This is a genomic window from Lichenicoccus roseus, assembly GCF_005844085.1.
Classification (GTDB): Bacteria; Pseudomonadota; Alphaproteobacteria; order Acetobacterales; family Acetobacteraceae; genus Lichenicoccus; species Lichenicoccus roseus.
In genome coordinates this window covers 529,314-556,108 of sequence record NZ_VCDI01000001.1, presented here as the reverse complement: position 1 = coordinate 556,108, position 26,795 = coordinate 529,314, and the positions used below count along the sequence as shown (strand labels likewise).

Genomic DNA, 26,795 nt, shown 5'->3' with positions numbered 1-26,795 from the left:
GGTCCTGATGACCACCGATGCGGTCGGCGGGGTGTGGCGGCATGCGCTCGATCTTGCCCGGTCGTTGAACGAGACAGGAATCCATTGCCTGCTGGTCGGGCTGGGGCCATCGCCCGCGGATCGCTCCGAGGCCGATGCGCTTGCACCATCGACGCAGCTTGTCTGGACCGAACTCGATCTCGACTGGATGCAGGATGGCCACGAGGCGGTCGCCGATGTGGGCCGGCACCTGGCGGAAATCGCATATAACGCCGGCATCGAACTGCTGCATCTGAACCTGCCTTCGCAGGCGGTTGGCATTCCCGAGGGTGTCCCGGTGGTGGTGATGTCGCATTCCTGCCTGCCCACCTGGTGGGCGGAAGTACGCGGCGGGGCGCTGCCGGACCAGTATCGCTGGCATCTCGAGGCCAACAGGATCGGCATGCGACGGGCAGATGCGGTGGTGGCGCCAAGCCGCAGCCATGCCGACGCCATCACGCAAGTCTACGGTCCGGTCGATCGGCTTGCGGTGCTGCACAATGCTACCAGCCCGCAGGCGGACGGACACGGCGCGCGGCGTCGGCCGGTGGTGCTGGCTGCGGCACGGTGGTGGGATGCTGCGAAGAATGTCGATGTGCTGGACCGGGCGGCGGCGACCTCGCCCTGGACGATAGAACTTGCCGGTGCACTGTCCGGTCCGGACGGATCGCGCATCGCAACTGCTCATGCCGCCACGTTGGGCACGCTTCCGGCGGAAATGCTGCGTGCACGCATGCGGGAGGCCGAGATCTTCGCATCCCCGTCGCTCTACGAGCCGTTCGGCCTGGTTGCGCTGGAAGCGGCGTCGCGCGGTTGCGCGTTGCTGCTCGCCGATATCCCGACCTATCGCGAACTCTGGCAGGGAGCTGCCAGATTCGTATCCCCGGTGCGGCCGGAGTTGTGGTCGGACGCCATCGCGGAACTGGCCGCCGACCCGGATCAACGCCTCCAGCTGCGCGAAGCGGCCCGGCAACGCGCCGCCGGTTTCACCCCGGCACGACAACGCGATGGCCTGCTCGCGATCTACCAGGCAACCATGGAACGCGGTACGCGGCTTGCGAACAGGATCCAGTGACATGCGCTTCGTGCTCTATACCCACTCGCTGGTGTCGGACTGGAACCACGGCAACGCACATTTCCTGCGCGGCGTGCTGCGCGAGTTGCAGGCGCGCGGCCATTCGACGCTGGCTCTGGAGCCGGAGGATGGCTGGAGCAGGAGCAACCTGGAGGGCACCCAGGGGGTCGCCGCCGTCGAGCGCTTCGAGACCGACTTTCCGGAACTCGCCAGCCGGTGCTACGGCGACGGCTTCGATCACCTGGCGGCACTCGATGGCGCGGACGTGGTGATCGTGCACGAGTGGACCGCTCCGGATGTCGTCGCAATGCTTGGTGCGTTGCGCCGCGGCGGCGCCGATTTCACCCTGCTGTTCCATGATACCCATCATCGCGGCGTCTCCGACCAGCAGGCGATCGGCGATATGGCGCTCGACGGCTACGACGGGGTGCTGGCCTTCGGTGAAAGCCTGCGCGAGCGCTATGTACGCCAGGGTTGGGGACGGCACGTGTTCACCTGGCACGAGGCGGCGGATACGCGGCTGTTCCGGCCCCCTGCGGTCGAGGCACCACGGCACGGGCTGATCTGGATCGGCAACTGGGGGGACGGTGAACGCGAGCAGGAATTGCAGCACTTCCTGATCGAGCCCGCGCGCCGCCTGCATCTGTCCGGCACGGTGCATGGCGTGCGCTATCCGGAGCATGCGCTGCAGGCGCTACGGTCGACGTCCCTGACCTATGCCGGCTGGATTGCCAATGCCGACGCGCCCGCCGCCTTCGCCCGACACCGGATGACCGTGCATGTGCCGCGCCGACCGTATGTCGAAGCGCTGCCGGGCATTCCGACGATCCGGATGTTCGAGGTGCTGGCCTGCGGCATCCCGCTGGTGAGCGCGCCGTGGAACGACAGCGAGCAACTGTTCAAAGCCGGTCACGACTACCTGCGCGCGATCGAGGGCGACGAAATGACCGCCCACCTGCGCGCACTCGACAACGACGCGGAGCTTTGCGCGGAGCTGTCCCGCAACGGTGTCGCGACGATTGCGGCGAAGCATACCTGTGCGCATCGTGTCGACGAGTTGTTCCATATCCTTGCAGAGCGCGGTACGGCCCGGGTCATGCGGAGCCTGCAGGCGAACGAGACCGTCTCGTGAAGATCGCGTTCTACGGCTCGAGCCTGCTCTCCTCCTACTGGAACGGCGCTGCCACCTATTACCGCGGCATATTGCGGGCACTGGCCGCCCATGGCCACGATATCTGCTTCTACGAGCCGGATGCCTACGAGCGGCAGTTGCATCGCGATATCGACCCGCCGCCCTGGTGCCGGGTGGTGGTCTACGAGGCTTCGCCACAGGGTGTGCGGCATGCGCTGAACGGCGCCGGCGATGCCGATCTGGTGGTGAAGGCGAGCGGCGTCGGATACGCCGACGACGCGCTGCTGGCGGGCGTGCTGGCCGAACGCGATCCCGGCGCGCTCTGCGTATTCTGGGACGTGGATGCACCGGCGACCTTGTCCGAGATCCGGCACGATCCCGCGCATCCGCTGCGCGCCGCGCTGCCGTCGCTCGATCTCGTGCTGACCTATGGCGGCGGCGCGCCTGTCACCGAGGCCTATCGCACGCTCGGTGCCCGCGATTGCATCCCGATCTACAATGCGCTGGACCCATCGACGCATCATCCGGTACCCCCCGAGGCGCGCTATGCCGCCGATCTCACCTTTCTCGGCAACCGGCTGCCGGATCGGGAGGCGCGCGTGGAGTCGTTCCTGCTGCGCCCCGCTGCCGAACTGCCGGAGCGGACCATCCTGCTCGGCGGGTCGGGCTGGGCCGACAAGGCCTGTCCGGAGAACGTGGTCAAACTGGGGCATGTCCCGACCGGTGCGCATAACGCGCTGAACGCCAGTGCCGGCGTGGTGCTGAATATCAGCCGCGACAGCATGGCGGAGATGGGGTTTTCCCCGGCGACGCGGGTGTTCGAGGTCGCGGGTTCCGGCGCCTGCCTGATGACCGATGCCTGGACCGGCCTCGAATTGTTTCTCGAGCCGGGCAGCGAGGTCCTGGTGGTGCGCGATGACCGCGACGTCGTCGAGGCGATGCGCGGTCTCGATCCGGGGCGGGCGAAGGCGATCGGCAGTGCCGGCCTCGCGCGCGTCCTGCGCGAGCACACCTATGACCGCCGTGGAGCGCAACTCGACCGCATCCTTGTCGACGCCCTCGCCAGCCGGCGCGCGGGTCGCGCGGCATGAGCCTGCGCATCGTCGTGCTCGGCCTGTCGCTGAGCTCGTCCTGGGGCAACGGCCACGCGACCACCTTCCGCGCCCTGCTGCGCGGCCTCGACCGGCTCGGCCACGATATCCTGTTCCTGGAACGCGACGTGCCCTGGTATGCGTCGAACCGGGATATGCCGGAGCCCGATTTCTGCCGGCTTGCCTTCTACGACGACGTCGCCGGACTCCGCCGTGAGCATGCCGACGCCATCGCCCTGGCGGATGCGGTGATCGTCGGGTCGTATGTTCCGGACGGCATCGAAGTGCTCGACATGGTGCTCCGGGAGGCTCGCGGCACGCGCGCCTTCTACGACATCGACACGCCGGTCACGCTGGCCGGCCTCGCGCGCGGCGACTGCGCCTACCTGGCGAAACGGCAGATCCCCCTGCTCGATCTGTATCTTTCGTTTTCCGGGGGCGGGACGCTGGAGCGCCTCGCCAATACCTACCACGCCCGCCATCCGCTCGCCTTCTACTGCGCCGTGGACGAGTTCCGCTACAGGCCCACCGCGAGCGATACGGCGCGCTGGGATCTAGGCTACCTCGGCACCTACAGCGTCGATCGCCAGCCGGCGCTCGAGCGGCTGCTGCTGGAGCCGGCCCGGCAACTGCCGCTGATGCGTTTCGTGGTCGCCGGGCCGCAATATCCGGCCGGCATCGTCTGGCCCGACAATGTCGAGCGCATCGAGCATCTGCCGCCATCCGACCATCCCGGCTTCTACGGCGCGCAGCGATATACCCTGAACGTAACCCGCGCCGACATGATCGCGGCCGGCCATTCGCCCAGCGTAAGGCTGTTCGAGGCAGCTTCCTGCGGCACCCCGATCATCAGCGACCGCTGGAACGGCCTCGATGAGTTGCTTCCGGACGGCGAGGCGCTGTTGATCGCGGACAGCACCGAGAATGTCGTGCGCGTTCTCCAGGAGCTGTCGGAGACCCGGCGGATGCGCATCGCCGACACGGCGCGAGAAATCGTGCTGGCGTCGCATACCGGGACCGCAAGAGCCGAGACCCTCGCCGCAGCCTTGTGCCGCTACAGCCCGAGGTCGGAAAGACCGGGATGATCGGACGGACGCGCCGCCGTCCGGTCCCAGTGGAACTTGCGCTCGGACGCCGTGATCGGCAGGTCGTTGATGCTGGCATGTCGGGCCCGCATCAGTCCGTGCTCGTCGAACTCCCAGTTCTCGTTGCCGTAGGCGCGAAACCAGTAGCCGCGGGCATCGTGAAATTCGTAGGCGAAGCGCACCGCGATGCGGTCGCCGGTGAACGCCCAGAGTTCCTTGATCAGGCGATACTCGTGCTCCGCCTGCCACTTCCGCGTCAGGAAATCGACGATTGCCGGGCGTCCGCTGAAGAACGCGTCCCGGTTCCGCCAGCGGCTATCGAGGCTGTAGGCAAGCGCCACCTTCTGCGGATCGCGGCTGTTCCAGCCATCCTCCGCCGCACGCACCTTGAGCCGCGCGGTCTCCGGCGTGAAGGGCGGCAGCGGCGGTCTTGCCCCGGACATCAGAAATGCTCCAGCCAGGGGCGCAACTCGATCTCCCAGCTCCACGCGCTGCGCGGCTGGCGCAGCACATCGAGATAGCTCTGCGCAATCGCATCCGGATCGAGCGAGCTGTCGGGCCTGTCGTCAGGGTCGGCGCGATGTTCGCTGCGCACGCCCCCGTCGATGACGAAATGCGCGACGTGGATACCCTGTGGCGCCAGTTCGCGCGCGGCACTCTGCGCCAGGCCGCGCAAGGCGAACTTGCCCATCGCGAAGGCGGAAGAGTTCGCATAGCCCTTGACGCTGGCAGAGGCGCCGGTCAGCAGGATGGCGCCGAGGCGGTGCGGCAGCATGCGACGGACCGCCTGCTGCATCACCAGGAAGCCGCCAAACGCCGAGACCGCGATGGCCTGCCGGACAGCTTCGGGATCGATGTCGGCGATCGGCCCGCGTATCCGCCCGCTGGCGTTGTAGAGCACCACGTCCGGCGCGCCGATCTCGGCGTCCGCGCGCGCGAACAGGTCCGCCACGGCAGCGGCATCGGTGGCGTCGACGGCGTATCGGGCGGCACCGGTTTCCTCCGCCAGCGCCGCCAGCTTGTCGATGTCGCGCGATGCCAGGCCGACCTTGAGACCGGCCCCGGCCAACCGGCGGGCTACGGACGCGCTGATCCCCGGACCGGCGCCGACGATCAGCGCGGTGCGGTAGGGCAGGGTCACGACTTGCCTGTCGGAGCCCGCTGGCCGAACAGGATCTTGCGTTCCTCTTCGGTGCGCACGCCGCCGGCTCCCGGATTGATCCGCTGCACCAGCGCGTAGGCGCGCGTCGTCGCCGGTCGCGCCTTGATCTCGGCGTGCCAGCGGGCGAGATGCGGAAACTCGTCCAGCGACTGGCCCTGGGCATCCGGCAGGATCCAGGGATAGGACGCCATGTCCGCGATCGTGTAGTCGTCGCCGGCCACGTAGGGGCGGTCGGCCAGCCGGTGGTTCAGCACGCCGTACAGGCGGTGGGTCTCGTTGACATAGCGATCCACCGCGTAGGCGATCTTCTCCGGCGCGTAGTTGCGGAAATGGTGGTTCTGCCCCGCCATCGGTCCGAGACCGCCGACCTGCCAGAACAGCCATTGCAGCACCTCGGCGCGGCCACGGAGATCGGCCGGAATGAAACGTCCGGTCTTTTCGGCGAGGTAGAGCAGCATCGCCCCGCTCTCGAACAGGGAGACCGCGGCGCCGCCGCCAGCCGGCGCGTGGTCGACCATGGCCGGGATGCGGTTGTTCGGGGCAATGGCGAGGAATTCCGGCTGGAACTGCTCGCCCTTGCCGATATTGATCGGAATGATGTTGTACTCGAGGCCGGTTTCCTCGAGATACAGCGTCACCTTGTGACCGTTCGGCGTCGTCCAGTAGTACAGGTCGATCATTGTCGTCTCCTGGTCAGGCCCGCCCGGCCATTGAAGTGAGGCGGCGCACGCGCGATGTCGCACGGGTGGGCTCCCGATCGGAGCATCCAACGCGGGCGGAGGCAAGGCACGCATGGCGTCGAAGACATTGCATCTGGGCGCCTTCATGCGTCCGGTCAGCATCCATACCGGGGCCTGGCGCTACCCGGGCGCGCAGCCCGATGCCAACTTCAATTTTCCCCAGCTGAAACATCTGGCGCAGACATTGGAGCACGCGTGCTTCGATGCATTCTTCATGGCGGATCACCTCGCCGTGCTGAACATGCCGGTGCGCGCCTTGCAACGCAGCCATACCGTCACCTCGTTCGAGCCCTTCACGCTGCTCTCGGCGTTGGCCGCGGTGACCGAACGTATCGGGCTTGTCGCCACCGCGTCCACCACGTTCGACGAGCCCTATCATGTGGCCCGCCGCTTCGCGTCGCTCGACCATCTCAGCAACGGCCGCGCCGGCTGGAACATCGTGACCACCGCGAACCCCGATGCCGCGCTGAACTTCGGCTACACCGAGCAGATCGACCACGATGCACGATATGTGCGGGCACGCGAGTTCTTCGATGTCGTCACAGGCTTGTGGGACAGCTTCGCCGACGACGCCTTCCTGCGCGACGTCGAGAGCGGGATCTACTTCGACCCGGCACGTATGCACGTGCTCGACCATCACGGCCCGGCGCTCGACGTTCGCGGACCGCTCAACATCGCGCGACCGATACAGGGTTGGCCGGTGGTGGTGCAGGCAGGTTCCTCGGAGCCTGGCCGACAGCTTGCCGCCGAGACCGCGGAGGTCGTGTTCGCCGCCGAGCCCGACCTCGCCGCCGGGCAGCGCCTGTATGCCGACATCAAGGGCCGCATGCGCCAGATCGGTCGCGACCCGTCGCACCTGAAGATCCTGCCGGCCGCCTTCGTCCTGGTCGGCGAGACCCTGGCGGAGGCGCAAGCCAAGCGGGCGCATCTGGACAGCCTGGTGCACTATGACAGCGGCATCGCCTCGTTGAACGGCATGCTCGGCCACGACGTGTCGGGCTACGATCCGGACGGCCCGCTGCCGGAGATCCCGGAGACCAACGCCAGCAAAAGCGCCCGCGCCCGCATCGTCGAGATGGCGGCGCGCGACAGGCTCAGCATCCGCACGCTGGCGGCGCGCGCGGGCAGCTACTCCGGGCTCGCCTTCGTCGGCACCGCGCGGAGCATCGCGGACGAGATGGAGGCCTGGCTGCTGGGCGAGGCGTCGGACGGCTTCAACATCATGTTCCCGTGGGTGCCCGGCGGCCTGGTCGAGTTCGTGGAACAGGTGGTGCCGGAACTGCAGCGTCGTGGCCTGTTCAGGCGCGCCTACGAGGGAACCACGCTACGTGACCACCTCGGCCTACCCCGCCCGGCGAACCGCTTCTTCGCCTGAGCCGGCATCGACGCGACGATCCGCCGCTTCAGTCCCGGCAGGCCAGGCCCTCAGCGCAGTATCCACCACCCGATACAGCAACGCTCGGGTCGAGCCGGAAGCGGCCTGTACTGCCATGCCCTGGCCAACCGTCATCACGTAACTGGCCAGCGCGGCCGGATCGGCGTCCGGAGGCAGGTCGCCCTCCGCAACCGCCTGCTCCAGGCGACGGCGCAACGCTGCCTCGGCAGCCTCGCGACGGGCCACCAGTTCAAGCCGGATCGGCTCGGCGGCGTTCGAGCACGCCAGCGCTCCGTTGGTGCCGAGACAACCGGCCGGATGCGCCGGATCGGTCTGCGCGTCGGCCCAGCCGAACAGGATGCGTTCCGCCACCATCCTCGCAGTCGGACGGCTCAGCGCATCGGCGAAGAAGGTCATGCAGGTCGATTGGTAGCTGTCGAGCGCGCGGCGGAACAGCGCCTCCTTGTTGCCGTAGGTGGCATACAGGCTGGGCCGGGTGATCCCCATGGCTTCGGTGAGGTCGGTCATCGAAGCGCCCTCGAACCCGTTGCGCCAGAACACGTCCAGGGCCGCCGCAAGCGCGACGTCGACATCGAATTCCCGTGGACGTCCCATCGCCTCGTCCAGTTCAATCCAGCAGTCTCGGCCGCGACACTGTGACCAACATACCATATCTAGATAAGGACGCCGACCGTCCGGGTCCAGTCACCAAACCGACACAGATCATGCCGGGATCGGTGCCTGCTGCGGGATCAGTCCGGCCTGCCGGAGATCGGCCCAGAGCGCTGCCGGAATCGAGGCGGTCATCAGCGCGGCGTTCTCGCGCATCTCGATGACGCTGCGAGCGCCGGGGATGGCGGCGGCGACCACCGGATGGGCGGTGCAGAACTGCAACGCGGCGGCGCGCAGATCGACATCGTGGCGGCGGCACACCGCTGCGATGGCATCCCGGCGCGCCACCAGCTCGACGGGTGCCCGGACATAATCGTAGGTATCGCCGCCGGTCAGGAGGCCGGAGTTGTACGGCCCCCCCATCACCACGCTGACACCCTGGGCGGCGCAGCGCGGCAACAGCGTCTCGAGGGAGGCGGTGTCGAGCAGGGTGTAGCGCCCGGCGGCCAGCAGCACGTCCGGATCGGCCTGCTGCAGGGCAAGCAGGCAGGGTTCGACGCGATTCACGCCAAGGCCCCAGGCCTGGATCATGCCCTCCTCGCGCATGCGCGTCAGCGCCGGCGCCGCGCCCTGCATGGCCTCGTCGAAGCGTTCCCGCCAATCCGCGCCGTGCGTGTCCTCGCCGACATCGTGGATATAGACCACGTCGATGCGTGCCAGGCCCAGCCGCTGCAGACTGTCCTCGACCGAGCGCCAGGCGGCGTCGGCGGAGTAATCGTAGCGTATGCCGAACGGCAGGCCGCCGACGAAGGACGAACGCTCCTCCGGAAGCTCGGCGCCCGGCGCCGGCACCAGCATGCGACCCACCTTGGTCGACAGCATGAACGCGTCGCGCGGCCGGTGGCGCAGCGCCTCGCCGAAACGATGCTCGGACAGGCCGAAGCCATAGAACGGCGCGGTGTCGAAATGGCGCACGCCTGCATCCCAGGCGGTGTCCAATACCGCGCGTGCTTCCGTGTCCTCCACCCGGCCGAACAGGTTGCCGAGTGGCGCGCCGCCGCAGCCGAGTGGGCCAGGCGGCCGATAGCGAGTCATGGCGGACCTCCGGATATTTCTCGTGTCGATCATGGCCGGAATACCCCTCGCGTGCCATCCTCGGTGGCATCTTTGACTTGAGGGGAGGCCTCCTTGTCCGCCAAGGCAGACCGGAGCGACGAAGCCCGGAAAGACGAAGCCCAGGACGACGCGGCATCGGTGAAAAAGAGCGACCCGGCGTTGCCGCGCGCCAAGGAAATCCACGACCTCGTGCTCGAGGAGGGCGAGGACGAGATCGAGCGCGGTTTCGGATCGCTGGCCTGGTCGGGTCTCGCAGCCGGCCTCTCGATGGGCTTCTCGTTCCTGGTCATGAGCATCATGCGAGGCGCGCTGCCGGATCGGCCATGGGCCATCCTGATCGACGGCACCGGCTACACGGTAGGCTTCCTGATCGCGGTGCTCGGGCGGCAGCAGCTTTTCACCGAAAGCACCCTGACGGCGGTGCTGCCGGTGCTGAGCCGCAGCTCGCACGGCACCATCGCGAAGCTGCTGCGGCTATGGGTCATCGTTCTTGCGGCCAACCTGATCGGCACCATCATCTTCGCCTGGCTGATCTCCCACGAGGGCCTGTTCAAGCCGCAGACCTGGACCGCCCTGAACGAGATCAGCACGGAGTCGCTGCAGAGCAGCTTCTGGCCGATGCTGATCAAGTCGGTGCTGTCCGGCTGGCTGATCGCCCTGATGGTCTGGATGCTGCCCGGCGCCGGTCCGGCGCAGGTGCTGATCATCATGATCCTGACCTATGTCGTAGCGATCGGGCAATTTTCCCACATGGTTGCGGGCTCCGTCGAAGCCGCCTTCGCCGTCCTGACCGGTCATGCGAGCGCCCTCGATTATGTTTTCAAATTCGCCGTGCCGACCCTGATCGGCAACACCATCGGTGGTGTCTCGCTGGTCGCGATCCTGAACCACGCGCCACTGCGGTCCGACGAGGAGGTTTGACGCGTCCGGCCATCGGTGTCCGGAAGTTTTGCCGGCTGGACGCAAGCCGTACCCTGGGGCACGATGTTCGTTGCGATGCGGGAGGTTCGATCGGGCATGAGGTGGCACCCCCATCCGGCCGGCTTATGGTCGGTCCATGCCTGACATGACCCACCTCGGTGACCTGATGCCTGGCGCCCCGAAGCCTGGTGCGCCCGACATCGACGAGCCCGCGCCCGGTCGCCGCGATGCCCTGGTGATCGGTGCAGGCCTGGGCGGCATCGCGGCGGCGCTGCGGCTCCGGGCGCTCGGTTATCGCGTCACCATCCTGGAACGCTGCGAACAGCCCGGCGGCCGCGCCCGCGCCTTCACGCAGGACGGCTTCACTTTCGATTGCGGTCCGACGGTCATCACCGCACCGTACCTGTTCGAGGAATTGTTCGGCCTGTTCGGTGAGCGGCTCGACGACCACGTCGAGCTGCTGCCGGTGCATCCCTGGTATCGCATCACCTTTCCGGACCGGCGCCATTTCGATTATGGCGGTACCGGGCGCAGCATGGAGGAGGAGGTCGAGGCCTTCTCGCCGGGAGACGGCGCCGGCTATCGTCGTCTCGCGCGTCGCGCCCGGCAGCTGTTCGAGATCGGCTACGAGCGCCATGGCGCCGCACCCTTCCACCGCTGGCAGACCATGCTGCGCGCGTTTCCGGCGATCATCCGGCTGGGAGGCCTGCGCTCGCTGCACGCCCTGGTCCGGCGCCATCTCAAGGACCCCGGCCTGCAGCGCGCCTTCACACTGCAGACCCTGCTGATCGGCGGCCATCCCTACCGCACAAGCGCCATCTACGCCCTGATCCAGCATCTCGAGCAGCGCTGGGGCGTGTGGTTCGTGCGCGGCGGCACCGGCGCCATGGTCACGGCACTGATGGCCCTGGCGGCCCGGCATGGCGTCGCTGTCCGGTTCGGGGACACCGTCTCCCGGATCGTGGTCGAGCATGGCACGGTGCGCGGCGTGGTGCTCGAGAATGGCAGCATGCTCGCCGCCGGGACCATCGTCGCCAATGCCGACGCGCCGTACGTGCACCGGCAGCTGCTCGGCCGCAAACCGGGGTTGCGGCGCTGGCGCTATTCGATGGGACTTTATGTGCTGTATTTCGGCACCGACCGGAGCTGGCCTGCTACCGCGCACCACACCATCATCCTGGGTGACGACTACAAGACCCTGCTCGACGAGATCTTCGATGGCTGCCCCGTGCTACCGCAGGATCCCAGCCTCTATCTGCATCGGCCGGGCGCTACCGATCCTTCCCTGGCGCCGCCCGGGTGCGATGGGTTCTACGTGCTGGCGCCGGTGCCTAACCTGCAGTCCAGGATCGACTGGGAGCGTGTCGAACCTGCGTTCCGCGAGCGCATTCTCGCAATGTTGGAGGCGCGTGAACTTCCCGGCCTGCGCCGCCACATCGTCACCCAGCGCAGCGTCACGCCGCACGATTTCGCCCGCGATTACCTGAGCACGCACGGCGCCGGATTCTCGGTGGCGCCGACCTTGCTGCAATCAGCCGGGTTCAGGTTCCATAATCGTGTCAGCGGCGCCGAAGGCCTTTATCTTGTCGGCGCCGGAACGCATCCGGGCGCAGGCGTGCCGGGTGTGCTGAGTTCAGCGAAGGTGGTGCAGGAGTTGCTCCAGGCCAGCCAGACGAAATCCGACCCGGGGCGGGGCAAGGCCAGTTCGGCACTCAATACGCTGGCGCGGCATGGACGTAGTTTCCGTCTGGCCGGCACCCTGCTGCATCGCGTCGATCTGCAGGATGCCGCGACACTCTACAGCTTCTGTCGCCAGGTCGACGATCTTGCCGATCTTGCCGTGGATGCGGAGACGGCGCGGATCGAGCTGCTGCGGCTGCGTGCGGCAATCGCCGTCGCCGACCCGACGCACCCGCAGGCGGCCCCGCTGCTGGACATGGCGGCGCGACGACGCGTCGATCTCGACCCCGCGCTGGCGCTGATCGACACCATGGTGCTGGATCTCGCACCGATCGCGGTCGAGGACGAAGCGGCCCTGCTGCGCTACGCATACGGCGCGGCCGGCACCGTCGGCCTGATGATGTACGACCTGCTCGGGGTGCGCGACCCGTCGGGACGGTCCTATGCCATCGATCTCGGCATCGCCATGCAACTCACCAACATCGCACGCGACGTCATCGAGGATGCATCACGCGGCCGACTCTACCTGCCGGCGACCTGGCTGCCGGTGCATCTGCGTGCCGAGAGCGTGGCACTTCCGGAACATGCCGGACCCGTGTTCGACGCGGTATGCCGGCTGCTCGCCCTTGCCGACCGGCACTACCGCAATGCGGAATCCGGTATGCGCTATCTCCCCCCGCGACCGCGGGCGGCCATCCGGGTGGCGGCGCGTCTCTACGAAGAGATCGGCCGGATGATAATGAACTCAGGCGTGGGCTATCTCAATCAACCCCGCACGCGGGTATCAACCGGGCGCCGGATCTGGCTGCTGGGCGCCACCCTCTGTTCGACACGCGCGGGCGGCATGGCACCCGGGGCGATGGAGCCTCATGCTGCGCTGCACGAAGTGGTCTGACACCGGGCGATTACCGCCCGATCGGGTGGTTGCACTGGCGCAGATGCTAACATGGGTTGCGTAGCACGCACCGGCTCACGAAGTTGTGATACACCTCAGCGACGGCTGGGGCCATAAATGCCCTGAGCCGTTACTTCTATTTAATCTAGTCTCAAATGACAGACCAGAGAGTATGCCGAGGTCGTCATGAAGGCGACGTCGCCGGACCGCTGCGGCGTATGTCTTGCGGAAACTCTACTGGGCGAAGTGCCTTGCAGGGTATTGATCTCGACGAACTCGACCAGCTCCAGCGCCGATGCGAGGAGATTGAGCCATGCAAGTCAATGACGCTCCAAGACGCAGGGCGGCAGCTCAGAAAAGCCGCGCACCTGTCGCGCGGCAGGACGACGTGACGGGCTTTGCGGAAGTCATCGATCGCGACGGTTCCAACCTGCCTTCCATTCTCCTCCTGGTGCTGATGTCCTCGGCTCCGGCACTGCCGTTGAGCGATCTCCATGCGCCGGCGGTGAGCGCGATGGATGATCTGTGGGGCAAGCGCAAACTCATCGCCGACAAGACGCGGGTGTCGTCCGAGACGGTCTCGCTGACCTACTCCATGGTCGACCTGATCCGTTCGGTACTGGATTGAACCCGGGGCTACCGCCCCGGGCGGAACCTTAGAGAAAGATATCGGCGGGCGCCGCCTGCTTGAGCCGGTGTCCTAGTGCCTCGCCGGCCAGCTCGGCTTCGCCATCCGGGGCGTCGATGCTGTCCCGCAGCAGGAACGAGCCATCCTCCCGCGCCACCAGCCCCGTCAGCCGGATCTGCCCCGGCTGCAGCCGCGTGGTCACGGCGGCGATCGGCGACCGGCAGGACCCATCCAGGACACGCAGCAGCGCGCGCTCGGCATCGGCGGCGATCCGGCTTTCCCGGTCCTCGCAGGCCAGCATCAGCTCGCGCAGCACGACGTCGTCCTCGCGCGCGGTGACGGCGACGATTCCCTGCGCGGCGGAGGGAAGCATTACCTCGGTCTGCAGCACCACGCTTGCTTCGCTCTCAAGGCCGAGCCGCTTGAGGCCCGCGAGAGCCAGCAGGCTGGCATCGCAGCGTCCGGCTGCAACCTTGTCGAGTCGCGACTGCACGTTGCCGCGCATCAGGGTGATCCGGAGATCCGGCCGCGCATGCAGCAGCTGCGCCTGGCGCCGCACGGACGAGGTGCCGATCAGCGCGCCATGCGGAAGCACCGAGAGCGGATCCGCCGCATCCGGCACTTCGACATCGTCGGCCAGGATCAGCACGTCGCGCGGATCCTCGCGCGTCAGTACGCAGGCCAGCACGATCCCCGGTGGCAGCGCGGTTTCCAGGTCCTTCATGCTGTGCACGGCCAGATCGATGCGGCCGTCCAGCAGCGCCTCATGGATCTCCTTGGCGAACAGGCCCTTGCCGCCGATTTCGGCAAGACGGCAATGCTGCACCGCATCACCGGTGGTGCCCATCACCTGCTCGCGAAACACGTCCATGCCGCCCAGGGCCGGGCAGGCATCGCTCAGCATCGACAGGAAGCCCCGTGTCTGGGTGAGCGCCAGGGGCGAGGCACGCGTGCCGACGCGAAGTGGCAGGGTCGGCGCGTGCCGGGGTGCTTGCCGGTGCTGGCGATGTGCCGGCGCCGGGTGTCGCAGCAACTGCGGGCTCGTCGCAAGGATGTTCTCGAGACTCATGACACTGGACCCCGCAGTGCGGTTCCGGATGCCGAAGCTCCGGAAATGGATTGCCCGGAGAAGGGCGGATTGAGGCGGACCACCGCGCGGTTGAGTTGCGAGGCGATCGTGACCCAGACGAGATAGGGCAGCAGCAGCCAGGTGGTGAGCGCCGACAGCAGCGTGCTGTTGCGGCCGCGCGGCAGGCCGAGCATCAGGGCAAGGATCGAGAGCCAGAGCGGAACCGTCTCGACCAGCGCGAGATCCGGCCGGCGGAATTTGAAGAACAGCGCGCTCCAGAGGATGTTCAGCGAGCCGTTCAGGGCGAACAGCGTCATGAGGCGGCGTCGTTGCGGGCGGGTCTCGGCACGCCGCCACGACCATACTGCGGCAATCCCGGTAAGCGTTCCGATCGTCGTCCAGGCCGGCCCGAAGGCCCACCCGGGTGGCTGCCAGCGCGGCGTGCGCAGGCTCTGGTACCACGGACCGATGCTGGTCAGCGCGCCACCCACCCCGAGCACGGCGGTGACGCATATCGCGGTGGTCACGACATCTCGCCCGACGCGTTTCATCAGGTCGAGGCGAGGCCGGTGAGGTGCGCCATGTTCTTGGCGAAGATGCGCAGATGCACCAGCGGTTTCGCCCGCACCAGCTCCTTGGTCATGTAGGCGGCCCAGGTGAGTTCCTGCACGTCGGTGTCGCGGCAGATGGCGACGAAGCGTTCTCGACGCTGGTCGGAGGCGTACCAGAAGCGCTGCATGATGCCGAGAATCCAGAACACCTGGCCGTGCGAGCGCATGAACCGCCGCCGCGCGCTTCTCAAGGCGCGCGCCTCGCCGGTGGCACAGAACCTGTCGACCGCCTCGGCGGCGAGCCGGCCGCCGGTCATGGCGTAGTAGATGCCCTCGCCGGAGGCCGGCGCCACCACACCGGCGGCATCGCCGGCGAGCACGACATCGCGCCCGTTGTCCCAGCGGCGCAACGGACGCAGCGGGATCGGCGCGCCCTCGCGACGGATGGTGCGCGCGTTCTCGAGTCCGCTGCTGCGCCGCAGCGCTTCCACCGCGGGCCGCAGCCTGAAGCCCTTCTGGGCGCTCCCGAGCCCGACGCTGGTGGTCTTGCCGTGCGGGAACACCCAGCCGTAGAAATCCGGCGACAGCGAGCCGCGATAATGGACTTCGCAGCTGGAACCGTCGAACTCCTCGGGCGGCGGCGAGGCGATGATCTCGTGGTAGGCAAACACGTAGCGCATGCGATCGGCGCCACGGATCGCCTGCTTCGCGACCACTGAGCGCGCGCCGTCCGCCCCGATCACGCAGCGCGTGCGCAGCACGAAGGCGCCGGCCGCCGGATGCGCCTCCGCATCTCGTCCCGCGGCGGCGGAGCAATGCACCTGCACCACCCCGTCCGCCTCGCGCTCGATCCGCTCGAAGGCGCCGTGCCGCCGGACCGCGCCGGCCTCCCCGGCGCGCACCCGCAGCCACTCGTCGAAGGCGTCGCGATCGACCATGCCGACATAGCCGTCGGCGATCGGCATGTCGGCGATGCGCGACGACGGCGAGAACACCCGGGCGCCGGTGGCGCGCGCCACCAGCAGATCCTCGGGGATCTCGAACTCGCTCATCAACCGGGGCGGAATGGCGCCGCCGCAGGGCTTGATGCGGCCGTCGCGGTCGAGCAGCACGACGCTGCGGCCACGCCGTGCCAGATCGGCGGCGGCAGTCGCGCCGGCTGGCCCGCCGCCGACCACCACGCAATCGTATATCGTCTCGCCGGTCATTGTCGGATGTCCGATCGCGGAATGAGGGATGTCATGGCCGTATCGCGAAGGCGGTGACCAGCATGCCGATCACGTAGAGCGTGGTGCCGGTGGCGTTGTACCAGGGGGCCTGGGCCTGCGGCGCCTCCAGCAGGCGCAGCATCAGCACGAACTGGGCGCCGATCAGGGACAGGACGATCCCGGCCTGCACCTGCTGCCCCCAGGCGGCGAGCAACGCCACCATCACCATCTGCGGCACCAGCATGATCAGGCAGGCGACCCGGCAGGCGCGGTCGGCGCCGAGGCGGGCGGGCAGGGAGGCGATGCCCATCCTGCGGTCGCCCTCGATCGATTTGAAGTCGTTCAGCGTCATGATGCCGTGCGCGCCAAGGCTGTACAGCGCCAGCGAGATCAGCACGTGCGCATCAGGGAACGCACCGCGCATTACCGCCGCCCCGGCGAACCATGGCAGGCCTTCATAGCTGACGCCAACTGCAAGGTTGCCGATCCAGCCATTGCGCTTGAGCCGCGCGGGCGGCGCGCTGTACGCCCAGGCCAGCACCATGCCGATGGCGGCGGCAACCGACACCCAGGGTCCAAGCGAAGCGGCCAGTACCAGCGACACCGCGGTCCAGACGATGGCGATCGCGAGGCCCCAGCGGCCGGGGATGCGCCCCGACGGGATCGGCCGGTCGGGCTCGTTGATGGCATCGACATGGCGGTCGAACCAGTCGTTCACCGCCTGGCTGGTGCCGCAGATCATCGGGCCGGCCAGCAGCAGGCCGCCCAGCACCAGCGGCCAGCGCGGGCCGAGCGGCTGGCCGGACGAGGCGATGCCGCAGCCGAATGCCCAGATCGGCGCGAACCAGGTGATCGGCTTGAGCAGTGTCAGGACGGCGCGAGGTTGCGGCGTGGCAAAGCCCGAAGACGGCAGCGCGCGCACCTCGCTCATTCGCTGTCGTCCAGGTTGCCAATGCCGAAGCGGCGCATCTTCACATAGAGGCTCTGCCGGCTCAGCCCGAGCATCTCCGAGGCGGAGGCGCGGTTGTTGCCGGTCAGCTTCAGCGCTGCCTCGATGCAGAGCCGTTCGATTACGTCGGTGGCATCGCGCACCAGGTCGCGCAACGGCACCCGCCCGATCAGGTCCACGAGATGCTCGTTGCCGACCGGTGCATCGGCGGCAGGTTCCGGTGCAGGCGGGGTGAGCCGGCGCGCCACGTCGCGGATCGAGAAGCCCAGCCGTGCGTGTTCGCCGCCATCGACGATCACCGCCGAGATCTCGACCTGGCGCTCGGCGCCGTGCTGGCCGCGCAGCCGCGTGCTGAACAGTCGCACGGTGCCGCGCTGGCGGAGATTGGCGAGCAGCACGTCGATCTCGACGCTGGCCGCCGACTGGCCGAGCCAGTCGCCGAGCGAGCGCCCGCGCACCTGGTCGATGTTGCCGAGCTGGACCATGTCCAGGAAGGCGGCATTCGCGGCCAGGATCAAGCCGTCGCCGTCGGTGAACACGAAGGCGTCGGGCGACTGCTCGAGAGCGTCCAGCAGACGACCGTTGAGCGCCTCCAGCGAGGTGCCGTCGCGCGCTGCCAGTCCGGTGATGCGGGCCAGCATCAGAAGGGTGCCGCCGCTCTGCAGCATTCCGCCGGACATCGCCACCGGCGCGCCGGTCTCGACAAGCGCCACGGTGGCCATGTCCGCGGCGCCCTTGTTCTGCAGCGTGGTGACGAAGCGCTGCACCTTGGTGTGGCTGCTCTCGCGAAACAGGTCGAGAAATGCACGGCCCTTGCGGATCTCGGTGCGGAACAGCCGGCTTGCCGCCGGATTGAATTCGACGATCTTCAGCGTCGCCACGTTGACCGCGACCAGCGCCTCGCCGGTGCCGTCGAACAGCAGCCGCGAACGCGCCTGGGCCTCCCGCAGCGCCGCATAGTCGCGGTCGAGCGCTTCCTGCGCGTCGATCAGCTTCTGCTGCAGTTCGGAGAACAGGCGCAGATCCTGGCCGAAGGCGGCGGTCACCTTGCCGTCGCGCAGCCGGATGGTGGAATATTGCACCGCGACGTCGGCGCCGCTGGTGGCTGGATGGTTGATATGGCGAAGGCGCACTTCCTCGTCGCGCTGCGAGGCCTCCAACAGGGCTGCGACCTTGCCGCGGCTCTCGCTGGTGACGGTCTCCGCCCAGCTGCGCCCGAGCCAGTCCGAGGCGCCGCGCAGGTCCTTCTGCAGCCGTTCGCTGCGAAACGAGATGTCGCGGATCAGCCCCTGGTCGTCGATCAGCAAGGCGAGATCCGCCGCCGCCCCGACGAGGCGGCCGATCTCGGAAACCCCGCCCTCGGACCCGTCGCCGAGCAGGGCTCCCCCGTAGGAGAACGAGTTCAACCAGACCATCCAACGACCCCGGGCGACGCGGCGAGCGTGCCAAGACGTGGCATGGCGGCGGCAGCCTGGGCGGCACGGCGCCGCAGCAGCATATCCGCACGCAACAGCGCGTCCTCGGCATTCTCCGCGATGGCATCGACATCCAGGGACGTGGCGAGCGTCGTGTCCGACTGGAATGCCGGGCCGCCGGCCATGACGATCACGTCGCGGTTGCGCGAGGTAAGGCGGGCCGCCTGGATGCAGGCTTCGAGCCGGTAGGCATGCTCGACCGAACCGAGTGAGAATCCGGCAATATCGTAGTTGTCGGAGCGCAGCACGGTCGCGATCTCGAACGGGTCCTCGATCTGCCCGAGCGTCACGTTCCAGCCGCGCAGCCGGAAGACCTCGGCCAGCATGGCGACGCCGAAGCGGTGCTTGCTGCCTGGCACCGCCCACAGCGCGATACTGTGCTCGTGGCTGGCGCGCACCGGCTGTGCGGTCACCGTCGAGAGCAGGATCTGCATCCTGGCCTGCAGCCGCATGACCCCGAGGGTCACGTCCAGGATCGTGGCGCGATCCTCCAGCCAGAGTTCGCCGAGGTAGCGGGCCGCCGGAGCCAGCAGGTCGAGCAGGATATTCTCGGCGTCGAGACCCGACGCCAGGGCGGTCCTGACATGCTGGTCGACCGCCGCCTCGTCCTGCCGCATGGCATCCAGTGCGAGCGTCACGATGGCTTCGGGACCGGGTGCGTCCAGATGTGGCGAGACAGGGGAGGGAGACTTTGCCGCGACCGGGGCAGTTGCGCCGGCGGCCTTGCGCCTGCCGCCGCTCCGCTGCTGACGGTCGCGATAGACCTCGGCAAGCCGGGGAACGATATCCCCCTGGATGAGCCTGAGAACGGCCTCCCGGGTGGCGAACGCTGGCTGGACCATGCTGTTGCTCCGACCGCCGATGCCGCCCAGCCTGCCTCGTTGCCAACGCAAGCTGTCCCGCACCGGTCCGTTTCCTTCCGACCTGCCACACTGAAGCCTTCGCCACCGGGAAGTGTCAACCTAGATTTGTGTCTAATCCACTTGACACTTTCTCCCGCCGGCTTCTAGCGTCGTCTCCAGTGGTGCAGGGAGCGGATCGTGAGCGGCACGATATCGACAGGTCTGAAGTCCACAAGTGTCAACCTGCCGCATGCGCCCCGGGCGGCAACCAAATCGCGCCGCCCGCTCTACACCGCCGAGCAACGCCGCCGACGCGACGCCTCGGTCTGGACGCTGGTCCAGGGCATCCTGGCCCCGCTGCAGTTCCTGGTGTTCCTGGTCAGCCTCGGCCTCGTGCTGCATGCGCTGGCGACCGGCCACGGCGCCCAGGTCGCCAACCTCTCGGTGCTGATCAAGGCGGCTGCCCTGTGCGCGATCATGGTCACCGGCGCCATCTGGGAGAAGCAGGTGTTCGGCCGCTACCTGCTGGCGCCGGCCTTCTTCTGGGAGGATGTCGCGAGCTTCGGCGTGATCGCGCTGCACGCGGCCTACGTGGTGGCGCTGTTCGGATCGCTGTTGAGCGAGACCGGCATGCTGCTGCTCGCGCTGGCCGCCTACGCCGCCTATCTCGGCAACGCCTTGCAGTTCCTGCTCAAGCTGCGGTCTGCCCGTCTCGAGGCCGGGCGGCTTGGAGCCGCTTCATGAATATCAGCGTCAGCCCCGGCGCCTGCGCCGCTCCGGTCCTCAAGGAAAGGGGCCAGCGCGAGGTCTTCTGCGGCCTGACCGGCATCATCTGGCTGCATCGCCGCATGCAGGATGCCTTCTTCCTGGTAGTCGGCTCGCGCACCTGCGCCCATCTGCTGCAATCGGCCGCCGGGGTGATGATCTTCGCCGAGCCGCGCTTCGCCACCGCCATCATCGGCGAGCGCGACCTGGCCGGCCGGGCCGACCTCGATGACGAGCTCGATCGCGTGGTCGGCCGGCTGCTGGCGCGCCGCCCCGAGATCAAGTTGCTCTTCCTGGTCGGCTCCTGCCCGTCCGAAGTCATCAAGCTCGACCTCGGGCGCGCCGCCGCTCGGCTGTCGCGGGTGAACGAGGCCGGCGTACGCGTGCTGGCCTACTCCGGCAGCGGCATCGAGACCACCTTCACGGAGGGCGAGGATGCCTGCCTCGCCGCCCTGGTGCCGGAAATGCCGGACACCGCGCCGGGCGCTCCCGCCAGCCTGCTGGTGGTCGGTGCGCTGCCGGACACCGTCGAGGCGCAGTTCCGCAGCCTGCTGAGCCAGGCAGGCATCGATCGGATCGACTTCCTGCCGCAGCGCCGGCTGGCAGAGCTGGCCTCGGTCGGTCCTCGGACCCGCATCCTGCTGGCGCAACCGTTCCTCGCCGCCACCGCGAAGGCGCTGGAGGAGCGTGGTGCGCGACGCATTCCGGCCCCGTTCCCGATCGGCATCGAAGGCACCACGCTCTGGCTCGAAGCCGCCTGCCGCGCGTTCGGGATCGATCCCGCCATCGTCTCGAAACTCGCCGAGGCGCCGAAAGCCCGTGCGGCGGCGGCCCTGGAACGGGCACGGAGCGCGCTCGCCGGACGCAGCGTATTCTTCTTTCCCGACAGCCAGCTCGAAATCCCGCTGGCGCGCTTCCTGGCGCGCGAGATGTCGATGCGGCTGGTCGAGGTCGGCACGCCGTACCTGCATCGGCAGCATCTCGCCGAGGAACTCGCGATGCTGCCGCCGGTGCAGATCAGCGAAGGGCAGGATGTCGACCTGCAGCTCGATCGCTGCCACGCAGCCCGCCCCGACCTGGTGGTCTGCGGACTGGGTCTTGCAAATCCTCTCGAAGCCGCGGGCATCGCCACGAAATGGTCGATCGAGCTGCTGTTCAGCCCGATCCACGGCTACGAGCAGGCGGCCGATCTCGCCAACCTGTTCGTCCGTCCCCTGGCGCGTCGCGCCATGCTGGAGGTCTAGGCGATGGAGCTGTCGCTCTGGACCTACGAAGGCCCGCCGCATGTAGGTGCGATGCGAATCGCCTCCGCGATGCGGGACGTGCATTACGTGCTGCATTCACCGCAGGGCGACACCTACGCCGACCTGCTGTTCACCATGATCGAGCGCCGCAACACGCGGCCGCCGGTCACCTACACCACCTTCCAGGCACGCGACCTCGGCGGCGATACCGCAACGCTGTTCAAGGACGCCGCGCGCGAGGCCTGCGAGCGCTTCCGCCCGCAGGCGCTGCTGGTCGGTGCAAGCTGCACCGCGGAGCTGATCCAGGACGATCCCGGCGGCCTGGCCCGCGCGCTCGGCCTCGACGTGCCGGTGATCGAACTCGAGCTGCCCTCGTACCAGCGCAAGGAGAACTGGGGCGCGGCGGAGACCTTCTACCAGCTGGTACGCACCTTCGCGGTGCAGTCGAACCGCTCCGCGACCGATGCACGCCCGAGCTGCAACCTGCTCGGCCCGGCCAGCCTCGGCTTCCGGCATCGCGACGACGTGCGCGAAGTCACCGATCTGCTGGCGCGCCTCGGCGTCCGCGTCAATGTGACCGCGCCCCTCGGCGCCTCTCCCGCCGACCTCGCCCGCCTTGGCGACGCGGATTTCAATATCTCCCTGTATCCGGAGATCGCCGATCCTGCCGTGCGCTATCTCGAGAAGCGGTTCGGCCAGAAGACGGTTCGCAGCATCCCGATCGGCGTGACCGGCACGCGCGCCTTTATCGACGAGGTGCTTCAGGTAGCCGGGCTGCCCGCTATCGACGCGGAGTCGCTTGGCCGTGCCTGCGGCTTGCGCCTGCCCTGGTATTCGCGTTCCGTAGACAGCACCTACCTGACCGGCAAGCGCGTGTTCGTGTTCGGCGACGCCACGCACGCCATCGCCGCCGCACGGGTTGCCAGCCGCGAGTTCGGATTTACCGTAGTCGGGCTTGGATCCTATTCCCGCGAGCAGGCCCGCGACGTGCGCGAGGCGGCGGCGCTCTACGGCCTGACCGCGCTGATCACCGACGACCACCTGGATGTCGAGTCTGCCATCGAGGCGCTGCAGCCGGAGCTGGTGCTCGGCACCCAGATGGAGCGGCATATCGCAAAACGCCAGGGTATCGGATGCGCGGTGATCTCCGCGCCGGTGCACGTGCAGGACTTTCCGGCGCGCTATTCGCCGCAGATGGGTTTCGAAGGTGCGAACGTGCTGTTCGACACCTGGGTGCATCCGCTGATGATGGGTCTCGAGGAGCATCTGCTGGCGATGTTCCGCGAGGATTTCGAATTCCATCCCGATGCGCAGCCGTCACATCTCGGGGCGGCGGCGCCTGTCCTGGCGCCCGCTCCTGCCGCCGAGCCCGAGCCTGTCGCGGCCGCCGAGACCGGCTGGGCGATCGAGGCCGAGCGCGAGCTGCGCCGCATCCCGATCTTCGTGCGCGGCAAGGCCCGCCGCAACACCGAATCGTTTGCCCGTGAGCGCGGGCTTTCCCTGATCACAGTCGAGACGCTGTATGATGCAAAAGCCCATTTCTCGCGCTGAGGCGGCCCCCGTGCGTGTCGTCTCCGCGCGCAACGTCCCGGTCCGCATCGTCATCGTTACCATGGACAGCCATCTGGCGCAGGCCGCCCAGGCCGCGGGACAGATCCTGCGACGCGATCTTCCCGGTCTGGAACTGGTGGTGCACGCCGCCGACGAGTGGAGCCACGATCCGGCGCTGCTCGACGCCTGCCATGCCGACATCGCCCGCGGCGATATCGTCATCGCCACCATGCTGTTCATGGACGACCATATCCAGGCGGTGTTGCCGGCCCTGCAGGCGCGGCGCGAGCAGTGCGACGCCATCGTCTGCTGCCTCAGCGCCGGCGAGATCGTCCGCCTGACGCGGCTTGGCCGCTTCAACATGTCGGCCGAGGCCACCGGCATGATGGCAATGCTGAAGAAGCTCCGCGGCTCGCGCGGCAAGAGCAACGCCTCCAGCGGCCGCGACCAGATGGCGATGCTGAAGCGCCTGCCGAAACTGCTGCGCTTCATTCCCGGTCCGGCGCAGGACGCACGCGCCTACTTCCTCTGCCTGCAATACTGGCTCGCGGGATCCGAGATCAACCTGGTCGGCATGATGCGCCTGCTGGTCGATCGCTACGCCGCCGGCCCGCGCCAGGTGCTGCGTGGCACGCTTGCCGCGGCGCCGCCGGTCGAATACCCCGATGTCGGGCTGTATCACCCCGCCGCCAGGGGCCAGATCGTCGAACGGCTGGAGCAGCTCCCCGCGCGCGGCGGCGAGAACGGTACGGTCGGCCTGCTGCTGATGCGGTCGTACGTCCTGGCCGGCAATGCCGCCCACTATGACGGCGTCATCGCCTCGCTGGAGGCGCGCGGCCTGAAAGTCATTCCGGCATTCTCTTCCGGTCTCGACAGCCGCCCGGCAATCGAGGCGTACTTCCTTCGCAACGGCGTCACCACCATCGACACGCTGCTGTCGCTTACCGGGTTCTCTCTCGTCGGCGGCCCTGCCTACAACGATGCCAAGGCGGCCGAGGAGATCCTGGCCAGGCTAGACGTGCCGTATATCGCCGCCCACCCTGCCGAGTTCCAGACCTTGCAGCAGTGGCAACAGGATCCGCGTGGACTGCTGCCGGTCGAGGCGGCGATGATGGTGGCGATCCCGGAGCTCGACGGCGCGATCTGGCCGATGACCTATGGCGGCCGCTCGTCGGAAGCCGAGGAGGGCCAGCAGCGCCAGATGGAGGTGCATCCCGAGCGCGCCTCGATGCTCGCTTCGCGCGTCGCCAGGCTCGCTGCCCTCCGTCGCAGCGAGCGCGCCGACCGCCGCCTTGCCATCGTGCTGTTCAATTTCCCGCCCAATGCCGGCGCCACCGGGACCGCCGCCTACCTGTCGGTGTTCGAGAGCCTGCAGAACACGCTGCAGTCGCTCGCGGCCGGCGGTTACACGATCGATGTTCCGGGTGATGTCGACGCCCTCCGCGCCCGCGTGCTGGAGGGCAATTCGAAGCTGCTCGGCACCGACGCCAACGTCGCGCATCGCATCCCGGCTTCCGAGCATGTCCGCCGCGAGCGCTGGCTCGCCGATATCGAGCGCCAGTGGGGCCCGGCGCCCGGACGGCAGCTGAGTGACGGCAGCTCGATCCAGATCCTCGGCGCACAGCTCGGCAACGTCTTCATCGGCATCCAGCCCTCCTTTGGCTACGAGGGAGATCCGATGCGCATGCTGTTCGAGCATGGATCGTCGCCGACCCACGCGATGTCGGCCTTCTATCGCTACCTGCGCGAGGATTTCGCGGCAGACGCGGTGCTGCATTTCGGCACCCACGGCGCGCTCGAATTCCTGCCCGGCAAGCATGCCGGCATGTCGGGCGCCTGCTGGCCGGACCGGCTGATCGGCGACATGCCGAACTACTATCTCTATGCCGCGAACAACCCGTCCGAGGGGGCGCTTGCCAAGCGCCGCACCGGCGCCACCATGATCAGCTACATGACGCCGCCGCTTGGCACCGCCGGCCTGTATCGCGGCCTGCTGGACCTCAAATCCAGCATTGATCGCTGGCGCGGCCTCGAGCCGGATGCCGACGCGGACCAGCGTGCCTCGCTGTTGTCGCTGCTGCAGGCTCAGTCCGCAGCGGTCGATCTCGCCGTCGCCGAGCCGGCCTGGACCATGCAGGATGCGGCGCCTCGCATCGACGCGCTGCGCTCGGATCTGCATGAACTCGAGCAGACGCTGATCCCGCATGGACTGCATGTGGTCGGCCGGCCGATGGATGCCGATGCCCGCGCCTCCATGCTGGATGCGGCTGGCCTGACCGATCCGGAGCGGCGCGCGTCCATCGATGCGCTGCTCGGACAGGACCACGAGACCGGGGCGATCCTGCACGCGCTCGATGCCCGCTACCTGCGTCCCGTCGTCGGCGGCGATTTCGTCCGAAGCCCGGACATGCTGCCGACCGGTCGCAATATCCATGGCCTCGACCCGTTCCGTATCCCGAGCGCCTTTGCGGTGCAGGACGGCGCGCTGCAGGCCGAGCGTCTGCTGGATCGCCATCGCGCCGAAGGCCATGATCTGCCCGAGACCGTCGCGATGGTGCTGTGGGGTACCGATAACCTGAAGACCGAAGGCGGTCCGCTGTCCCAGGCTCTGTGGCTGATGGGCGCCGAGCCGCGTCACGACAGCTACGGCCGCCTGACCGGCGCGCAGCTGGTGCCGCTTGATCGCCTCGGCCGGGCACGTATCGACGTCGTGCTGACGCTGTCGGGTATCTTCCGCGACCTGCTGCCGATGCAGATGCGTCTGCTCGCCGAGGCGGCGTTCCTGGCCGCGTCGGCCGAAGAGGCGCCCGAGCAGAATTTCATTCGCAAGCACGTCCTGGCCTTCATCGCCGAGAAGGGCGGAAGCATCGAGGATGCCGCGCTGCGGGTGTTCGGCAATTCCGAGGACGCCTATGGCTCCAACGTCAACCTGCTGATTGGGCAGGGCGGCTGGAGCGACGAGAACGAGCTTGCCGACGTGTTCGTCAAGCGCAAGGGACATGCCTACGGGATCGATGGCCGCAGCCGCCGGCAGGATGCGCTGCTGTCGCATATCCTCGGCAAGGTCGATGTCGCCTACCAGAACCTGGAATCGGTCGAGGTCGGCGTCACCACCATCGACCATTATTTCGACACCCTCGGCGGCATCGGCCGCGCGGTGCAGCGGGCACGCGGCACCCAGGCACAGATCTATATCGGTGACCAGACCCGCGGCGCCGGCAGCGTGCGCACGCTGGGTGAACAGATCTCTCTGGAGACGCGCACCCGCACCCTCAACCCGGCCTGGTACGAGGCACTGCTTGCGCACGGCAGCGAGGGCGTTCGTAACCTCGAGGCGCAGGTCACCAATACGCTCGGCTGGTCGGCAACCACTGGACAAGTCGCACCCTGGGTCTATCGTCAGATGACCGAGACCTTCGTCCAGGAAAAAGAGATGCGCGACCGGTTGTCCGCACTCAACCCGACAGCGTCGGCGCAGATCATCAATCGCCTGATCGAGGCGAGCGAGCGCAACTACTGGTCGCCGGATGCGGCCATGCTGGACGACCTGCACCAGGCCAGCGAGGAGCTGGAAGATCGCCTTGAAGGCATCACGGAAGTGGCAGCATAGA

General features: G+C 68.0%; 23 protein-coding genes. 12 read left to right on the top strand and 11 right to left on the bottom strand.

Features of this window, described 5'->3' with window-relative positions; all coding sequences use genetic code 11:
- Positions 1-7 precede the first annotated feature (7 nt).
- The 4 genes from FE263_RS02445 to FE263_RS02430 are packed head-to-tail and all read left to right on the top strand — an operon-like array spanning position 8 to position 4,401.
- A complete protein-coding gene (locus tag FE263_RS02445; protein WP_205880233.1) occupies positions 8-1,093 on the top strand; it encodes a glycosyltransferase family 4 protein in 1,086 nt (361 codons plus the stop codon).
- Position 1,094: 1 nt separating this feature from the next.
- The gene (locus tag FE263_RS02440; protein ID WP_138324345.1) at positions 1,095-2,225 is read left to right on the top strand and encodes a CgeB family protein; all 1,131 of its coding nucleotides are present in this window, start codon (positions 1,095-1,097) and stop codon (positions 2,223-2,225) included.
- Positions 2,222-3,316: a CgeB family protein gene (locus FE263_RS02435; RefSeq protein ID WP_138324344.1), complete on the top strand. Its 1,095-nt coding sequence runs from the start codon at positions 2,222-2,224 to the stop codon at positions 3,314-3,316. The genes FE263_RS02440 and FE263_RS02435 overlap by 4 nt, the downstream gene beginning before the upstream one ends.
- Complete coding sequence (locus tag FE263_RS02430) at positions 3,313-4,401, top strand: CgeB family protein (RefSeq protein WP_138324343.1); 1,089 nt, start codon at positions 3,313-3,315, stop codon at positions 4,399-4,401. The genes FE263_RS02435 and FE263_RS02430 overlap by 4 nt, the downstream gene beginning before the upstream one ends.
- On the opposite strand, the gene FE263_RS02425 is transcribed toward FE263_RS02430, so the two are convergent.
- Genes FE263_RS02425 through FE263_RS02415 form a run of 3 tightly spaced genes read right to left on the bottom strand, consistent with a single transcriptional unit; the run spans position 4,371 to position 6,243 of the window.
- Positions 4,371-4,844 carry a nuclear transport factor 2 family protein gene (locus FE263_RS02425; RefSeq protein WP_138324342.1) on the bottom strand — a complete coding sequence of 158 codons (474 nt, stop codon included), beginning with the start codon at positions 4,842-4,844 and terminating at the stop codon, positions 4,371-4,373. The two genes, FE263_RS02430 and FE263_RS02425, sit on opposite strands and share 31 nt — an antisense overlap.
- The gene (locus FE263_RS02420; RefSeq protein ID WP_138324341.1) at positions 4,844-5,542 is read right to left on the bottom strand and encodes an SDR family NAD(P)-dependent oxidoreductase; all 699 of its coding nucleotides are present in this window, start codon (positions 5,540-5,542) and stop codon (positions 4,844-4,846) included. The genes FE263_RS02425 and FE263_RS02420 overlap by 1 nt, the downstream gene beginning before the upstream one ends.
- Positions 5,539-6,243, bottom strand: coding sequence for a glutathione binding-like protein (locus FE263_RS02415; protein ID WP_138324340.1), 705 nt, complete (start codon positions 6,241-6,243; stop codon positions 5,539-5,541). Before FE263_RS02415 ends, FE263_RS02420 begins: the two co-directional genes overlap by 4 nt.
- A gap of 112 nt (positions 6,244-6,355) precedes the next feature.
- On the opposite strand from FE263_RS02415, the gene FE263_RS02410 reads away from it, so the two are divergent.
- Positions 6,356-7,678 (top strand): LLM class flavin-dependent oxidoreductase, encoded by a 1,323-nt coding sequence (locus tag FE263_RS02410; protein ID WP_138324339.1) that lies wholly within the window; start codon positions 6,356-6,358, stop codon positions 7,676-7,678.
- On the opposite strand, the gene FE263_RS02405 is transcribed toward FE263_RS02410, so the two are convergent.
- Both FE263_RS02405 and FE263_RS02400 read right to left on the bottom strand, forming a co-directional pair.
- Positions 7,646-8,293, bottom strand: coding sequence for a TetR/AcrR family transcriptional regulator (locus FE263_RS02405; protein WP_138324338.1), 648 nt, complete (start codon positions 8,291-8,293; stop codon positions 7,646-7,648). The genes FE263_RS02410 and FE263_RS02405 overlap by 33 nt on opposite strands.
- 108 nt (positions 8,294-8,401) lie before the next feature.
- Positions 8,402-9,385, bottom strand: coding sequence for an aldo/keto reductase (locus FE263_RS02400; RefSeq protein WP_138324337.1), 984 nt, complete (start codon positions 9,383-9,385; stop codon positions 8,402-8,404).
- 159 nt (positions 9,386-9,544) lie between these two features.
- On the opposite strand from FE263_RS02400, the gene FE263_RS02395 reads away from it, so the two are divergent.
- The 3 genes from FE263_RS02395 (at position 9,545) to FE263_RS02385 (ending at position 13,530) form a co-directional block, all read left to right on the top strand.
- The gene (locus FE263_RS02395) at positions 9,545-10,327 is read left to right on the top strand and encodes a formate/nitrite transporter family protein (RefSeq protein ID WP_171033893.1); all 783 of its coding nucleotides are present in this window, start codon (positions 9,545-9,547) and stop codon (positions 10,325-10,327) included.
- 145 nt (positions 10,328-10,472) lie between these two features.
- Entirely contained in the window at positions 10,473-12,902 is a 2,430-nt protein-coding gene (gene crtI / locus FE263_RS02390) for a phytoene desaturase family protein (RefSeq protein ID WP_138324335.1), read from the top strand.
- A 313-nt stretch (positions 12,903-13,215) separates the two neighbouring features.
- Complete coding sequence (locus tag FE263_RS02385) at positions 13,216-13,530, top strand: hypothetical protein (protein ID WP_138324334.1); 315 nt, start codon at positions 13,216-13,218, stop codon at positions 13,528-13,530.
- A 28-nt stretch (positions 13,531-13,558) separates the two neighbouring features.
- Here FE263_RS02385 and hemC read toward each other — a convergent pair whose 3' ends face one another.
- From hemC to FE263_RS02355, 6 genes are read right to left on the bottom strand one after another with little or no spacing between them, the layout of a single operon-like run.
- Positions 13,559-14,599: a hydroxymethylbilane synthase gene (gene hemC, locus FE263_RS02380; protein WP_138324333.1), complete on the bottom strand. Its 1,041-nt coding sequence runs from the start codon at positions 14,597-14,599 to the stop codon at positions 13,559-13,561.
- Positions 14,596-15,126 carry a TspO/MBR family protein gene (locus FE263_RS02375; protein ID WP_240758948.1) on the bottom strand — a complete coding sequence of 177 codons (531 nt, stop codon included), beginning with the start codon at positions 15,124-15,126 and terminating at the stop codon, positions 14,596-14,598. Before FE263_RS02375 ends, hemC begins: the two co-directional genes overlap by 4 nt.
- Before the next feature lie 23 nt (positions 15,127-15,149).
- Positions 15,150-16,358, bottom strand: a complete 1,209-nt coding sequence (locus FE263_RS02370) for a geranylgeranyl diphosphate reductase (RefSeq protein ID WP_138324331.1) — start codon at positions 16,356-16,358, stop codon at positions 15,150-15,152.
- Positions 16,359-16,389: 31 nt separating this feature from the next.
- Entirely contained in the window at positions 16,390-17,289 is a 900-nt protein-coding gene (gene chlG, locus FE263_RS02365; RefSeq protein ID WP_138324330.1) for a chlorophyll synthase ChlG, read from the bottom strand.
- Positions 17,286-18,713 carry a transcriptional regulator PpsR gene (gene ppsR, locus FE263_RS02360; RefSeq protein ID WP_240758947.1) on the bottom strand — a complete coding sequence of 476 codons (1,428 nt, stop codon included), beginning with the start codon at positions 18,711-18,713 and terminating at the stop codon, positions 17,286-17,288. Before ppsR ends, chlG begins: the two co-directional genes overlap by 4 nt.
- Positions 18,710-19,624, bottom strand: coding sequence for a cobalamin B12-binding domain-containing protein (locus FE263_RS02355; protein ID WP_138324328.1), 915 nt, complete (start codon positions 19,622-19,624; stop codon positions 18,710-18,712). Before FE263_RS02355 ends, ppsR begins: the two co-directional genes overlap by 4 nt.
- A gap of 198 nt (positions 19,625-19,822) precedes the next feature.
- Between FE263_RS02355 and bchF the strand changes: the two genes are divergently transcribed.
- The 4 genes from bchF to FE263_RS02335 are packed head-to-tail and all read left to right on the top strand — an operon-like array spanning position 19,823 to position 26,794.
- Positions 19,823-20,368 (top strand): 2-vinyl bacteriochlorophyllide hydratase, encoded by a 546-nt coding sequence (gene bchF / locus FE263_RS02350; protein WP_408886133.1) that lies wholly within the window; start codon positions 19,823-19,825, stop codon positions 20,366-20,368.
- Positions 20,365-21,633 (top strand): ferredoxin:protochlorophyllide reductase (ATP-dependent) subunit N, encoded by a 1,269-nt coding sequence (locus FE263_RS02345; protein ID WP_138324327.1) that lies wholly within the window; start codon positions 20,365-20,367, stop codon positions 21,631-21,633. The genes bchF and FE263_RS02345 overlap by 4 nt, the downstream gene beginning before the upstream one ends.
- 3 nt (positions 21,634-21,636) lie before the next feature.
- Positions 21,637-23,184: a ferredoxin:protochlorophyllide reductase (ATP-dependent) subunit B gene (gene bchB, locus FE263_RS02340; RefSeq protein ID WP_138324326.1), complete on the top strand. Its 1,548-nt coding sequence runs from the start codon at positions 21,637-21,639 to the stop codon at positions 23,182-23,184.
- Between the two features lie 10 nt (positions 23,185-23,194).
- Entirely contained in the window at positions 23,195-26,794 is a 3,600-nt protein-coding gene (locus FE263_RS02335; RefSeq protein ID WP_456306560.1) for a magnesium chelatase subunit H, read from the top strand.
- Position 26,795: the final 1 nt, after the last annotated feature.

What these genes read in the sequence shown, in the direction of transcription:
- FE263_RS02445 (WP_205880233.1), top strand. Translation starts at nt 8, where the DNA reads ATGACCACCGATGCGGTCGGCGGGGTGTGGCGGCATGCGCTCGATCTT.
- FE263_RS02440 (WP_138324345.1), top strand. Translation starts at nt 1,095, where the DNA reads ATGCGCTTCGTGCTCTATACCCACTCGCTGGTGTCGGACTGGAACCAC.
- FE263_RS02430 (WP_138324343.1), top strand. Translation starts at nt 3,313, where the DNA reads ATGAGCCTGCGCATCGTCGTGCTCGGCCTGTCGCTGAGCTCGTCCTGG.
- FE263_RS02425 (WP_138324342.1), bottom strand. Translation starts at nt 4,844, where the DNA reads ATGTCCGGGGCAAGACCGCCGCTGCCGCCCTTCACGCCGGAGACCGCG.
- FE263_RS02415 (WP_138324340.1), bottom strand. Translation starts at nt 6,243, where the DNA reads ATGATCGACCTGTACTACTGGACGACGCCGAACGGTCACAAGGTGACG.
- FE263_RS02410 (WP_138324339.1), top strand. Translation starts at nt 6,356, where the DNA reads ATGGCGTCGAAGACATTGCATCTGGGCGCCTTCATGCGTCCGGTCAGC.
- FE263_RS02405 (WP_138324338.1), bottom strand. Translation starts at nt 8,293, where the DNA reads ATGGGACGTCCACGGGAATTCGATGTCGACGTCGCGCTTGCGGCGGCC.
- FE263_RS02400 (WP_138324337.1), bottom strand. Translation starts at nt 9,385, where the DNA reads ATGACTCGCTATCGGCCGCCTGGCCCACTCGGCTGCGGCGGCGCGCCA.
- crtI (WP_138324335.1), top strand. Translation starts at nt 10,473, where the DNA reads ATGACCCACCTCGGTGACCTGATGCCTGGCGCCCCGAAGCCTGGTGCG.
- FE263_RS02385 (WP_138324334.1), top strand. Translation starts at nt 13,216, where the DNA reads ATGCAAGTCAATGACGCTCCAAGACGCAGGGCGGCAGCTCAGAAAAGC.
- hemC (WP_138324333.1), bottom strand. Translation starts at nt 14,599, where the DNA reads ATGAGTCTCGAGAACATCCTTGCGACGAGCCCGCAGTTGCTGCGACAC.
- FE263_RS02370 (WP_138324331.1), bottom strand. Translation starts at nt 16,358, where the DNA reads ATGACCGGCGAGACGATATACGATTGCGTGGTGGTCGGCGGCGGGCCA.
- chlG (WP_138324330.1), bottom strand. Translation starts at nt 17,289, where the DNA reads ATGAGCGAGGTGCGCGCGCTGCCGTCTTCGGGCTTTGCCACGCCGCAA.
- FE263_RS02355 (WP_138324328.1), bottom strand. Translation starts at nt 19,624, where the DNA reads ATGGTCCAGCCAGCGTTCGCCACCCGGGAGGCCGTTCTCAGGCTCATC.
- FE263_RS02345 (WP_138324327.1), top strand. Translation starts at nt 20,365, where the DNA reads ATGAATATCAGCGTCAGCCCCGGCGCCTGCGCCGCTCCGGTCCTCAAG.
- bchB (WP_138324326.1), top strand. Translation starts at nt 21,637, where the DNA reads ATGGAGCTGTCGCTCTGGACCTACGAAGGCCCGCCGCATGTAGGTGCG.